The sequence below is a fragment of the Chryseobacterium sp. FG46 genome (assembly GCF_057809135.1).
Map to the genome: position 1 here is coordinate 110,106 of NZ_JBMDJJ010000009.1, position 13,905 is coordinate 124,010.

At 36.6% G+C, this 13,905-nt stretch carries 10 protein-coding genes; 6 read left to right on the forward strand and 4 right to left on the reverse strand.

The window, feature by feature from the left end:
• Window positions 1-176 precede the first annotated feature (176 nt).
• From ACODR7_RS09040 to ACODR7_RS09050, 3 genes are all read right to left on the reverse strand, one after another.
• Window positions 177-3,446, reverse strand: coding sequence for a cytochrome c biogenesis protein (locus tag ACODR7_RS09040; protein WP_488838731.1), 3,270 nt, complete (start codon window positions 3,444-3,446; stop codon window positions 177-179).
• A gap of 277 nt (window positions 3,447-3,723) precedes the next feature.
• Window positions 3,724-4,302 (reverse strand): Crp/Fnr family transcriptional regulator, encoded by a 579-nt coding sequence (locus tag ACODR7_RS09045; RefSeq protein ID WP_488838732.1) that lies wholly within the window; start codon window positions 4,300-4,302, stop codon window positions 3,724-3,726.
• 245 nt (window positions 4,303-4,547) lie between these two features.
• Window positions 4,548-5,183, reverse strand: a complete 636-nt coding sequence (locus tag ACODR7_RS09050) for a cysteine hydrolase family protein (RefSeq protein WP_488838733.1) — start codon at window positions 5,181-5,183, stop codon at window positions 4,548-4,550.
• Between the two features lie 351 nt (window positions 5,184-5,534).
• On the opposite strand from ACODR7_RS09050, the gene ACODR7_RS09055 reads away from it, so the two are divergent.
• The 6 genes from ACODR7_RS09055 (at window position 5,535) to ACODR7_RS09080 (ending at window position 12,680) form a co-directional block, all read left to right on the forward strand.
• The gene (locus tag ACODR7_RS09055; protein WP_488838734.1) at window positions 5,535-8,114 is read left to right on the forward strand and encodes an FtsK/SpoIIIE family DNA translocase; all 2,580 of its coding nucleotides are present in this window, start codon (window positions 5,535-5,537) and stop codon (window positions 8,112-8,114) included.
• Between the two features lie 89 nt (window positions 8,115-8,203).
• Window positions 8,204-8,665, forward strand: coding sequence for a hypothetical protein (locus tag ACODR7_RS09060; protein ID WP_488838735.1), 462 nt, complete (start codon window positions 8,204-8,206; stop codon window positions 8,663-8,665).
• 147 nt (window positions 8,666-8,812) lie between these two features.
• The gene (gene lolA1 / locus ACODR7_RS09065; protein WP_034694350.1) at window positions 8,813-9,460 is read left to right on the forward strand and encodes an outer membrane lipoprotein periplasmic chaperone LolA1; all 648 of its coding nucleotides are present in this window, start codon (window positions 8,813-8,815) and stop codon (window positions 9,458-9,460) included.
• A gap of 110 nt (window positions 9,461-9,570) precedes the next feature.
• A complete protein-coding gene (locus ACODR7_RS09070) occupies window positions 9,571-11,028 on the forward strand; it encodes an LptF/LptG family permease (RefSeq protein ID WP_488838736.1) in 1,458 nt (485 codons plus the stop codon).
• A gap of 131 nt (window positions 11,029-11,159) precedes the next feature.
• A complete protein-coding gene (locus tag ACODR7_RS09075) occupies window positions 11,160-11,951 on the forward strand; it encodes a hypothetical protein (protein WP_076597350.1) in 792 nt (263 codons plus the stop codon).
• A gap of 84 nt (window positions 11,952-12,035) precedes the next feature.
• Window positions 12,036-12,680, forward strand: a complete 645-nt coding sequence (locus ACODR7_RS09080) for a hypothetical protein (protein ID WP_076597351.1) — start codon at window positions 12,036-12,038, stop codon at window positions 12,678-12,680.
• Window positions 12,681-12,739: 59 nt separating this feature from the next.
• On the opposite strand, the gene ACODR7_RS09085 is transcribed toward ACODR7_RS09080, so the two are convergent.
• Window positions 12,740-13,801 carry a 3-oxoacyl-ACP synthase III family protein gene (locus ACODR7_RS09085; protein WP_076597352.1) on the reverse strand — a complete coding sequence of 354 codons (1,062 nt, stop codon included), beginning with the start codon at window positions 13,799-13,801 and terminating at the stop codon, window positions 12,740-12,742.
• Window positions 13,802-13,905 lie beyond the last annotated feature (104 nt).

Below are 13,905 nucleotides of genomic sequence, written 5' to 3' on the forward strand. Positions count from 1 at the left end.
TTCTTTGCTGAGTGAAATGGTTTTGTGAACAATATTTCATCATCAATAAAATCATTGCGAACCTTAGCTTTTGGAAAAATACCAACTTCCCTATACTTTACAAAGCATCAGAAATAATATAGACAAAAAAATCCCGGAAAGTGAATTCCGGGATTTGAATTTGTATGTTCAGATCTTTATTTCTTTGTTAAAGTTTTAAACTTCCAATAAGAAACAGCTGCTAAAATAATCATTGTTGAGATTCCTATGTATACCCAGGCTGGTACCGGTACCGGATCTCCTGCTGCGTATGAGTGAAGTCCGCTCAGGTAATAGTTTACTCCAAAATACGTCATTACCATTGAGCAGAACGCAAACATTGTTGCTACATGGAATGCCCATCTGCTTCTCAATCCAGGTACTAATCTCATGTGCAGTACAAATGCATATACCATGATAGAGATGAAAGCCCATGTTTCTTTCGGGTCCCAGCTCCAGTATCTTCCCCATGATTCGTTTGCCCAGATTCCTCCTAAGAAGTTTCCTACTGTAAGAGCAAACAATCCGATGGTTAAGGACATTTCAGAAACGATTACCAATTCCTTCAATGTCGTATCATGGTGAATTTTATAGGTTTCTTTATTGGATATAATATAGAATACCAGTGAAATTACAGCAATGATCATTGACAGGGCAAAGAATCCATAACTGGATGTAATAATAGCCACGTGAACAATCAGCCAGTAAGATTTCAGTACAGGAACAAGCGGTGTAATCTGCGGATCAAGTGCAGAACCTCCGTGCGCGAATCCCATCATGATAACAGCTACCATGAATCCGGCTGCAGGAATCAATGCGTTGGCATTTCTGTACAGGATTAAACCTGCCGTAATACCTACCCATGAGATAAAGATAATCGCTTCGTATCCGTTACTCCAGGGAGCATGTCCTGAGATATACCATCTTGCAACAAGTCCTAAGAAATGACACAGATAGCCAATTAAACCAACCGCAATGATTACTTTAATTGCTTTGCTTAATACTTTATTTGATTTGAATAATTCAACGAATCCTAAGATCAGAAGAAGACCGCCGATAAGGGTGTAGAAGATTAACAATTTGAAGTTAATATCTACTTTATTCATAAATACTTCAAGATCTACTTTGGATTTTGCAGGAACAACTGCTTTACCCCATTTTTGCTGATAGTCTGAAAGTTTTGCTAATTCCGCATCTGCTTTGCTCCAGTCACCAGTTTTCTGTGCGGTAAGAGCTTCTGCAAAATAAGGTCCCATTACCTGCTGAGATTCCATATCCGGTTCAAACTTTTGGTCTAACCATGAATGCCATGTATGGTTGGCATCATTTTTCACAGGAACAATTCTCATAAACTGACCGCTGAAGAATTCATTGAAGATCTGTACTCTTTCGTTGACAGCAATTACTTCTTTATCATAATTCGTTTGTTCAGCCGGTTTCTTACGGAATGCAGTATTGTAATCGTGCTCTAAGATATAGGTAAGATTACCATTTGCATCTGCAGGGAAAAGGTTCATCAAAGAAGTATAGCCATCTTCATCTGCTTTTGTCTTATTCTTCAGCTCATCTCCTCCTTTAGTTCCCACTTTAATAATCGGAACCATTGTCCAGCTTGGAGTATCTGTATTGATAGAAAGGAACCATTGGTTGGCTGTAAGAGACTTCCCGTCTGTTCCTTTAAATTCGTCTTTCTTGTATAGTTTTCTTAAAATATCGATTGCCTCTGTATTGATAGGAACAATTCTTCCTTCAAAGTTCTGAACCAAAAGATATCCGAATTTATCCGCATGTTCTTTGCTGATTTTGTTTCTTGCAATGATTTCGTCCGGAGAAATAGATCTCATTTTCCCCATTGGAGTTGCCAGAGAGTTCTGCTTAGGAGCAGCACCATCAAGTGGCTGGGCAGACGGAACCGGAGCATGAGAATGATTGTCTCCTTCCACATGAATGTGTTCTCTGCTTCCATCTGTTGTTCCGTGGGTTTCTATTTTCTGTGCATTTAACCCTAAACTTAAGAACAATAAAAGTATCCCTGCAGCTTTCTTTTTATTAACGTCAGCAAGCATTTTATTCAATTTCCAGAAATGAGTTCCTTTCCAGAAGAAGATTACAAACATTCCCAGGAATAAAAGTCCGTATCCGATATAAGAAATCAAAGTTCCCCAGTAATCGTGGTTTACGGAAAGAACGGTTCCCATTCTGTCCGGATCAAAACTCGACTGGAAGAAACGGTATCCTTTATGGTTAAGAACGTGGTTCATATAGATTTTATAAGGAGTTTCTTTACCTTCATCAATGATTTTTACGTGGCTTTCATAAGCACTTGGAGATGAACTTCCCGGATACGTTTCCATTACGAAGTCATCCAGTTTCAATGCAAAAGGTGTGTTGTATACTTTAGGTCCGAAACCGACCATGATGTTTAAACCATCCATCGTAACCTGCTTGTAAGCATTCGGATTTCCTTTTTCAACAGAAAGATCTACGATTTGTTTTGTTTTTGGACCCTGAAGCTCAATCTGAAGCATATCAGGAACATTGGCATCTTTCTTTCTGTCACCTTCAATCGCCATCAGTCTTCCTTTTTTAAGGCCTTCAGGTACTACCAGTTTCAGCTCGTTGATGGTATATAAACTTCTTAATGCCAAAGGCTGGAATTGATCTTTCACTGTATTTCCTGTGGCCTGTGTTGCCATGGTCATATAGCTTGCATCTACAGGAGTTTTGATGAATAATTTTCCGCCTTCATTTTTGAATTCAACAGCCCCTTCAATAGCTCTGTTGAATGTCACCAAAGTACCGTTGATAGATTTTGTTTCTCCCGGTTTGATGTAAATATTCTGTCTTCCGGTGCTTCCGGTAGAAACCAGATGAAGATACTCGGCCCCGTTCGGTTCAGCTACAAGGCTGTCTTTTTTCCTTTGGATGTATTCCTTGGCAAACACTTTCACTTCTTTTCCGTGGAAGTCATAGGTTGCTTTGAAATCTTTGTGTAACGGAGACATCAGATAAGGAACATCCTGATAATTCAGCACATCACCTTTTTCTTCGATCTGAATTTTAAAGAAATTTTTATCGGTTACGATTTCGTTGGATGTTTCACCTTCTCTGATGTGCATTGTCCCTTCAAAACTGATGTATCTGGTGATGGCACCACCGATAAAAATGAAAACAAAGGCAAGGTGGAAAACAAGAACCGGCCACTTATCTTTTTTCCACAGTCTGTATCTTCCGATATTTCCTATGAAATTGAGGATAAGCAGGACCATGATCAGTTCGAACCACTTGGCCTCATAAATTAATGCTTTTGCTGTAGGAGTTCCGTAGTCGTTTTCTAAGAACGTTGCATAGGCCATCGCGAATGCGTACACCAGCAACAATACAGCCATTGTCCTGGTTGAGATAAGAATATCTTGGAGCTTCTTCATGATTTATTGTACTTGACATGCAAAAATAAGCATGATAAACCACAAAGAGCTTAAAAAAAGCTGTTTTTTATCACTTTGGCCTCGGTTTTGCTTATTTTGAAACATTCTTAATAAGCCCGAAAACATTAGGAAAAATTCAATTTTTAAAACCGAAAAAATATAGATTCATATTACCTATAACCATGATTGAGGACTTCTATTTCCATCCTCATTTATTTATTAAAAGAAACGTCTAAAATGGTTAGGAATCTGATAATTTCCAGGACTTTTTTCATCATTATTTTTCAAATATTTTCCTCCTGATTTTACTTAAAAATTCATGAGTAATTCCCAGATAGGATGCTACCTGCTGCTGGGTAATTCTTTGCTCCAATCCCGGATACTTTTCAAGGAATTCAAGATAGCGTTTGTCGGCTGTTTTGCCTGTTAAGGAAAGAATTCTCCTCTGCAGTGCTACCGAAGATTTCTGGTTCATGATTCTGAAAAGCTTTTCTATCTGTGGTATGGTTTCATACAAATGTTCTTTATCTTTTTTGGAAATCATCAACACTTCGCTGTCTTCAAGGGCTTCAATATTGAGAATACTGGGAACATTATTGATCAAACTGTCGATATCTGTGATCCACCATCCTTCTACCGCAAAATAAAGGGTTTGTTCCAATCCATTTTCATTCAGGTAATAGACTTTGAAACAGCCACTCAAAACAAATCCTTCAAAATTACAATAGTTGCCTTCTTTGAGAACGATTTCTTTCTTTTTAAACTTTCTGTATTCAAAAGGCTTTACAAACTGTTGAAAATCCTCTTCTGAAAGGTTGATGTATTGACTGATATTTTTAAGAAGTAAATCGGCCATGGGATTATTTATGCAAAATAAAGGTATCAAAATTATTGACACCTTTATGAAATTAAGTTATGTTAAGTTATTTTTGTTCTAAGCAATAGAACTCTGGTCTTTTGCTGGGCAAACGCAAAAGCGCTAATAATTTTTGAAATATCAGATGTTTTTAAGATCGCAAAGATTTTATCTCCGATAAAATTTAAAACATCTCAGCTTGCTGAAAACCTCCGCTACTACACCTTTCCATGTCCAAAATAGCCTTATTGTAAAAATTCATTGGTGTTTATTACACTTGCATAGAAATTTCCAAGAGCAGAAATCCCTGCCAAAAAGGACTTTTGCACGTCTGCTGCTTTTATAACTTCCCCATTCAGTTCACGATCTCTCGTTGCTGTAGCATCACCGATAACTGTATTGATAAACCCGAAATCAAAAGCGGCTCTGGTGGTAGACTCCACACAAACATCTGTCATCATTCCCGTAATAACCAGATTTTTAATGTTCTTTGACTGAAGATAGTTCAGAAGATCAGTATCCCTGAAGCTGTTGGGAAAATGCTTAACAATAACTTTTTCATCTTCCATCGGTAAAACCAGATGATTGATTTTAGCGCCATCTGTATCCGGAAGGAAAAACGTTGCGCCATTGTTGGTAGAAATATGCTGGATATGAATGACAGGAAGATTATTTTTCCTGAAATAGTCTAAAATACTTCGGATATTTTCAGCAGCCTGTACAGCTTTTTCAAGTATCATCTTTCCTCCCGGGAAATAATCATTTTGTACATCGATAATGATTAATGCAGTGTGTTCCATTTTTTGTTTTTGTGCGTTCATTGTAATCAGTGAAATTAATATCAGACCTAAGGTCAGAATAGTTTTGAAAGTGTTTTTCATATATGAAATTTTATAGGTCAAAATTAAAGAGGTTTCAGATCCTGACCTTTGAACTAGTTCAAAAAAACACTATCGAGACATAATATTGTTATTTTTTTTAATTAACACTGTTTAAATAGAAAATTTTATTATCTTTTTAAAGAAAAATAAACAATAATCAGTTAATATAATGTAACGGTATCAGATTTGGATAAGCAAAAAAAAACCTTATTTTATTCTGTCATACAAGAAAATATTTTTAAAGTAAAAATTTTAAATAACCATTATAAAAGCGGGATTACCAAAATGTTTTTTGGGTAAAAAAGATTCATTTAGTGTTGAATAAAACATTAAATTTGCGACATTGATATTATGGATAAAAAGACACAAAAAAAACCGACTGAATCGCCTGAAAAAGGCAGAATCTTATCTAAGCCACGTATTTTTTTCGGGCTTACTTTTATACTTTTATCGGCTGTTCTCGCATTCTCATTCGTCTCTTATCTGATGAACTGGAAAGCAGATCAAAGCCAGGCAGGAACCATGCTGGACAAAAGCATAAAATCTTCCAATATCTTTGGTAAGGTGGGTGACTGGCTTGGGAATATTTTCATTTTTGAAAGTATTGGTATTGCCTCCTTTATCATCGCATTTTTACTGCTTGTAGTAGGTACTCTGATTCTTAAGAAGAAAATCTTCAAACCCTGGAAAACTATTGGCCACTCTTTATTTTTTATCTGCTGGCTTCCTATCTTTATGGGGGCACTTACGAAAGGTCAGGGTGTTTTAGGAGGTGTTTATGGATATCAGATCATGGATTACCTTAATTCTATTATTGGAGCAGTGGGTCTATGGACGGTATTGGTGGCAAGCATCCTTTTATATTTTATCCTTGAATTCAATCTTCGTCCAAGTTCTATCAAGGCGAAACTGGATAAGATCAATGAAAATACAATTGGAAAAGTAAAATCTATGATGCCGGATTCTAACGATGATTTCGAAGCCGATGATGAATTGAAAGAAGAAGCAGAGGAAGCGGAAGAAGAAACTGCATCCAGAATTACCGTAAGTGATACTACCAATCATACTGTCAATAATCTAATTAATACCAAGAAAGAACCAGAACCGGTAAGTGCACCGAAAGGATTTCCTGAAGTTCCGGTTTCCAACGAAATAGAGACTATTACTACACCCAACCATACTTCTTTTGATGCAGAACCTAAAGAGGTTTCTCAACCTGTAAGTTTAAATCTTTCTACCAAACCAGTTGTTCCGGTTTCCAGCCCTGAGGAAGCATTTGACATCAGGTCTTCTACTCCGTCTCCGGCAGTAACCACTGCTCCGGTACAGGATAATATTAAATTCAATGTAGAAGTAGCTCCGGTAATTGATATTCTGGATGATTCTGATAAAAAGTCTCAGGAACTGGTAGAAAAGCACGGGTTGTATGATCATAAGCTTGATCTGGCCAACTTCCAGATGCCGCCCGTAGAATTACTGAAAGATTATGGAAATGAAGAAATTTCTATCAATAAAGAAGAACTGGAAGAAAATAAAAATAAGATTGTTGGACTTCTGAAGAATTTCAATGTTGGTATCGCAGAGATTAAAGCTACAATCGGGCCTACCGTTACGTTATATGAAATTGTTCCTGAAGCAGGTATCAGAGTGGCAGCGATTAAAAAACTGCAGGATGATATTGCGCTGAACCTTTCTGCATTAGGAATCAGAATTATTGCGCCAATGCCAGGAAAAGGAACTATTGGTATTGAAGTGCCAAGAAAGAATCCTACCATGGTTTCTATGCGTTCTGTCATTGCTTCTCAGAAATTCCAGAATACGGACATGGACCTTCCGGTAGTTTTCGGAAAGACTATTTCCAACGAAATCTTTATGGCCGATCTTTCAAAAATGCCTCACTTATTGATGGCGGGAGCAACAGGTCAGGGTAAATCTGTAGGGATCAATGCTATCCTTACTTCCCTTCTTTATAAAAAACACCCAAGCGAACTGAAGTTCGTCATGGTAGACCCTAAAAAAGTGGAACTTTCATTATATTCAAAAATTGAAAGACATTATCTGGCAAAATTACCGGATGCAGAAGAAGCTATCATTACAGACACCAATAAAGTAATCAATACCCTGAACTCTCTTTGTATTGAAATGGATACCCGATATGACCTTCTTAAAAATGCTTTTTGTAAAAACTTAAAAGAATATAATAAGAAGTTTACGGAAAGAAAATTAAATCCCGAAAACGGACACCGTTATTTACCTTATATCGTATTGGTAGTGGACGAGTTTGCAGATTTGATCATGACAGCAGGTAAAGAAGTTGAGTTACCGATTGCCAGACTTGCACAGCTTGCAAGAGCCGTAGGAATCCACCTTATAGTGGCTACACAGAGACCATCCGTAAACGTTATTACAGGTATGATCAAAGCCAACTTCCCTGCAAGAGCTGCCTTCAGAGTAATTTCCAGTGTAGACTCCAGAACCATCCTGGACTCTCCGGGCGCAGATCAGCTGATTGGTAAAGGAGATATGCTTTATTTCAATGGAAACGAGATTTTAAGACTTCAGTGTGCTTTCGTAGATACTCCGGAAGTAGAAAGACTGGCAGAGTTCATCGGAGAACAGAAAGGATATGCTTCAGCATTATTACTTCCTGAATATGTTTCTGAAGACTCAACAAGTTCAGTAGGCACTTTTGATCCGAACGAAAAAGATGCTTTATTTGAAGAGGCAGCAAGAATCATTGTTTCTACCCAGCAGGGATCTACTTCAATGCTTCAGAGACAATTGAAACTGGGATATAACAGAGCCGGCAGAATTATGGATCAGCTTGAAGCAAGTGGTATTGTAGGAGGATTCAATGGAGCTAAGGCAAGAGAAGTTCTGATCAGTGATCTTCATTCTCTGGAACAGTTCCTTGAAGATTTAAGAAACTAATTATTATAAAATCATCAATACAAAAATTAATCCCGGATATTCCTGATCGGGAACCGGGATATAAAAAATTAAACTAAAAAACTATTACTATGAAAATTACAACAAAACAAACTATTAGATGGGGACTTTTTGCATGTATACTTACCTTATCTTCATGCGCATTAAGAACTGTACCCAGTGATTATGCTTCTGTGAAACTGGATGTTATTGATTATAACACTCTGGGAAATGGCAAAGTCCTTATTTATAATGGCGCAGGAGTTCTCCATAAAATGGATAACACGGCAAGACTCAATATCGGCCTTGACGGTAAATCATTAGGGCAAATCAGACCCAAAGAATATGTTATTGTTGAGTTAGAAAAGGGAAAGCATGAGTTCACAGCTCTTCATATAGACATGGTGAATATGAGAAGTAAACATCCGGTTGAGATCAATGAAAATACCAAAGTGATTAAAATTGAACCCACCATTACTTCTAATAAATTAACGGTGACCAATATTCTCCCTGAAAAATTTGATCAGTATATTGAAAGACCGGAAACAAGGTAATTTGTGAAACAATATCTGGCATAAAATATCCGGCGTTACAGGGTGGATTTTTGGAACAGTTTTTGAAAGATCTGCGTAGTTAAAGGAAAAACAACAAGTTTTAACCTTAAGAATTAAAGAAAATCTAACGATTATTAAATTAAGAAAATGAAAAATATTATTTCAAAAGTTATATTAGGAAGTTTTGTTGTAGGTGCAGTAGGTATGGCCAACGCTCAGAAGATTGATGCGAAAGCTAAAAAGATATTGGATGATATTACAGCCAACTACAATTCTAAAAAGAATTCTTACTTCAAATTTTCTTTTGGAAGCGGTCTTAACGGACAGGTGACAAAAACAGAACCTGGTATTTATTATGTTGCCGGAGAGAAATACAAACTGAAGATCATGGATACCGAGCAGATCTTCGATGGTAATAAAATTTACAACATCAACGCTGATGATATGGAAGTAACCATTGCCAAACCTAACGGAAGCAGCACCATGTTCTCCCCTATCAACTACCTTACAAACTATAGAAATGATTATAATGTAACGTACAACGGTAAGAAAGTGGTAAATGGCGTGAATGCCGACTTTATTAAACTGACTCCGGTAAAAGCAAACGGAATAAAATATGTGTACCTTTTTGTAGATTCAGCGAAAAAGCAAATGGTAAAACTGGAACAGCACGGAAACAACAAAGATGTTGCTGTAATTGCCATTAAAGAATATAAAGAAAACCAGGAACTGGATCCTAACATGTTTGTTTTTGACAAAAATAAGTTTAAAAACTACATCGTTACAGAACTTTAAAAAGCTGAAAGTGAATTCGCAACTAAGTAAATTGACTTTTAAAGTTAAAAAAATAACAAAATATAAAAAGCCACAAGTAAACTTTGTGGCTTTTTGATTAATTTTGGCGCATGTTAAAAATACTAGACCGATATATCATAAAAACCTTCTTTGGACCGTTTTTCTTTATATTCAGCGTATTGTTTTTCATTTTTATTGTAAACATTATCTGGGTTCAGTTAGGTCAATTTATGGGAAAAGGATTAAGCTACTGGCAAATCCTTAAACTTCTCTTTTATCTTGGGGTAAACGTAATCAGTATGGTTCTTCCCCTTACGATCCTTCTGGCGAGCATTATGTCATTCGGTGAATTTGGAGAACGTTATGAGCTTGCAGCAATGAAAGCCGCAGGAATTCCTCTGACCCGGGTAATGACTCCCCTTCTTGGAATTTCAACGGCACTTGCCATCATGCTGTTTTTCTTCTCCAATAATATTATCCCGGATTTTCAGAAAAAAGCTAAAAACATGCTTTTTAATATTGCCCAAACAAAACCAGCCATCAACTTTACTCCGGGACAGTTTATTGATCAGATTCCCGGTTATATGGTAAAATTTGACAAAATATATGGGGAAAACGGAGAAAATATTGAAGGGGTTTTTGTTCATAAAAAAGCCAATGCTTACGAAAACCAGCAATCTGTTGTCGCAGAAAAAGGAAAATTTGTTCCGGCAGCCAATAAGAACTTTCTAAAGCTTGTTCTGTATAACGGATATGTATTTGAAGATGCTTTTGCCGGAAAAGGTGATAATGTAAGGTTAAAACAACCTGACCAGGCTATTAAATTTGATACATTGGTATCTCACTTTGACATTAGTGAAATCATCAATAAAGCGATCGAAAAAGAACAGATTACAGATGACTACCGTTTCCAGACTTACAACCAGCTTGACGGAACGATTACCAAAACCAAGAAAGACAATAAACAGTTCTTTGATAATATAGGTTCGGAAGTTCTTAACCAGACCAATTCTGTGATTACCTATATGGACAAAGGAAACAAACATAAAGTAGCTCCGAAACAACAGATCAAACTGGATACGGTAAAAGGTGAAAAAAAACTGGAAATTATTTACAATTCCTACAACAGGCTTGACAACCTGAAATCAACACTGGAATCTAAAAAGAATGAATACAGTTCCAATGTAAAATACTTCAGTAAAGTCGTTATTTACCAGCAGAGAATTGTTGCGTATTCTGTGACGTGTATCATCTTCTTTCTGATCGGAGCCAGCTTAGGGTCTATTATCAGAAAAGGAGGAATGGGACTTCCTGTCATCATCGCTATTGTTATTTTCATTATCTTTTATGTAATGAATGTTGGGGTAGAAAACATGTCATGGAGCGGAAAAATGAATCCTTATCTTGCAGCATGGCTTCCCAATCTGATTCTTCTTCCTTTTGGAGTTTGGATGACCTATAAAGCACTTACAGATTCACAGCTGTTTGATGCGGAAAAATACAAAGTACTGTTCAAACCAATCACCAAAAGGTTTACGAAAAGTAAAGAACACCAGAGATATCAATAATTCTGATTTTAAAACAGAACTAAAGCTTCGGAGAAATTCCGGAGCTTTTTTATTGATTACTAATTAAAATATTTAGTGGATAACGATTTTAAATTTAAAAATTTATATTTGTGAGAATTTAAAACAAAACCATGAAGAAATTACTACTTATTGGCCTGTTCGGTCTTGCATCACTGAACGCCTCTGCTCAGGAGCAGAATGAAACCGGGACATACAACGGTGAAAAATACGGTTACATTATTGACAAATCCGGAAAGAAAACTGAAGGTGTTGTACAATTGCACGGCGGTTATTCAAGCCCGTGGCAAAATCAGTTAAAAGTAAAGTTTGCAGCCATTGCTGATATTGATAAAGTAAAGAACAGAATAAAATTTAAAACGTACGACACAGACGATATCAAAGAATATATGCTGTATGAAGGTGACACTCCGAGAGTTTTCAAATCGGTAAAATACTCAAACATGAGAGAGGCTTTAAATAGCTCAGAAAGTTCAACAGGATTATCGGCAGGCTTTAAGGCAATCAATAACCTTTCAAGAACGGAGCAGTTTGCAGAAGTAGTAACGGAGGGCAAAATTACAGTTTATAAGCTTTATGGCTATCCTACCGCTCTTTCTGCAAACAGCACACAGGCCATTACGCAGAGTGAAACAGACCGGTTAAAAGAGAATCCCAATTATATCTTTTCGAAGAAAGGAGGAAAAGCTGAAGAATTAACTCCCGCAAAAGCCAAAATCATACTGGCAGACTGCCCTTACGTAAAAGCAAAAATAGCAAAGGGTGAATATGGTTCCCTGAAAAATGAGGAGAAAAAAAGAACAGGTCTTGGAAAATTCATCCGGGATGAAATCAGCAATTCAACAGTGGATAAACTTTCAATCATCAATGAAGTGATCTACGATTATAATGAAAACTGCAAATAAAACAATATAAGGCTTTCTGTTGGAAGCCTTTTTTTATGTCATTAAATTTTTTATATTCTTATACACCACCAAACACTTAATTCTATGAAAATTCTAATTCTGACAGCCGGCCTGCTTCTTTTTGTTTCCTGTAAAAATGAAAAAGATAAAACCATTCCCAAAGAATCCGCTTTCATAGATAATTCTGTTGTAAAAAAGGATTCTGTAAAAGCAGACATAACAGAAAACCCCATTGATCAGATCAAAAAAGAATATGCTGTGCTTCAGGCTCAGCTGGAAGCTGAGAAGCTAAGTTCTTCAAAATTCAGTTATGACTGTAATGATGAACCTTCAGGAGAAGTTATTTTTCATTCTGACAAGGAAGGGATTAAAGTAATAGAGCATTTTTATGCAGAACACAGTCATTTTTCGGCATCTGAAAAGTATTTTATCAAAGAGGGAAAGCCTTTCTTTATTTTCAGACAGGAAACCGTATGGAATTTTGATGGCGGCACTCCCGAAAAACCGGTTACCAAAGATGAAATTACAGAAACCCGTATGTATCTTCAAAATAATCAGCTACTCAAATGTCTTGAAAAGAAATACAGTATAAAATCCCATCAGAAAGAAAAAACAGCTCCGGATACAATTCCTGGTAAAAAAATTATGTGTAACATGGAGGAAATCGTTAAGAGCTACCAATCTCTATTAAAACATAAAGACCAGAAAGGCTCCATACAATGTTTGTAAAAACAAAAGAGATTGCCCAAAAGTCAATCTCTTTTTTATATTTTGGGAGAGCCTGTATTTTAAAACTGATAAACAAAAGCATTAATATTCATTCCTGCGCCTACGGATGCAAATAAGACTACATCATTTTTTTTGATTTTATGATGTTCCAGTTCATCCTTTAAAATCATCGTCAGCAAAGAAGGAATAGTTGCAACGCTGCTGTTTCCTAATTTATGAATAACCATAGGCATAATATTTTCCGGAACTGGCTTTCCATACAATTGATAAAACCTGCTAACGATGGCTTCATCCATTTTTTCGTTTGCCTGATGAATGATAATTTTATCTAACTGATCAATGGAATACCCACTGTTGTCAAGACATTTTTTCATCGCATCCGGAACATTGATGAGGGCAAATTCATATATTTTTCTGCCATCCATCTTGATGTATCGGGTATCCGGACAGCTTTCGTTGTTGTAAGACTTTCCAAAATACAAATAGTCTTTTTCTTCAAGTGTATAAGAAGCTGATAAATGAGACCTGATCCCGGAATCATCATTTTCATTCACTTCCAGAACAGCCGCTCCTGCTCCATCTGCATAGATCATACTGTCTCTGTCGTGGATGTCCACTACACGGGAAAGTGTTTCTGCCCCAATAACCAGGCATCGTTTGGCTATACCAGACTTGATCAATGCATGAGCCTGTATGACTCCTTCAATCCATCCCGGGCATCCAAAAAGAACATCATAGGCTACGCAGAAATTATTTCTGATTCCCAATAAATGTTTCACCCTTGCAGCAAGACTGGGCACGGTATCAGACTGAACCGTTCCAAAACGAACATCCCCAAAATTATGGGCAAATATAATATAATCTAATGTTTCAGGATCGATTCCTGCATTTTCTATGGCTGAACGCGCTGCAATAAGTCCCAGATCTGAAGTAACCTGTGTACTGTGCGCATATCTTCTTTCTTCAATACCTGTAATCTTCTTTAGCTTGTCCGTAATGGAAGCATTATTCTCTTTTAATAAAATCCCTTCTTCATTAAGAAAAACATGTTTATCAAAAAATAAATTGGTTATTGTTTCTGATGGGATATAATTTCCTACCCCGATTATTTTTGTCATCATTTTAGTATTTGGCTCCTGTTTTTTAATTAGACCTCAGGAATGATTTATTAAATATAATGAATGAACGTAAATACTTCTCAATATAGTATAGAACAAGAATGCAT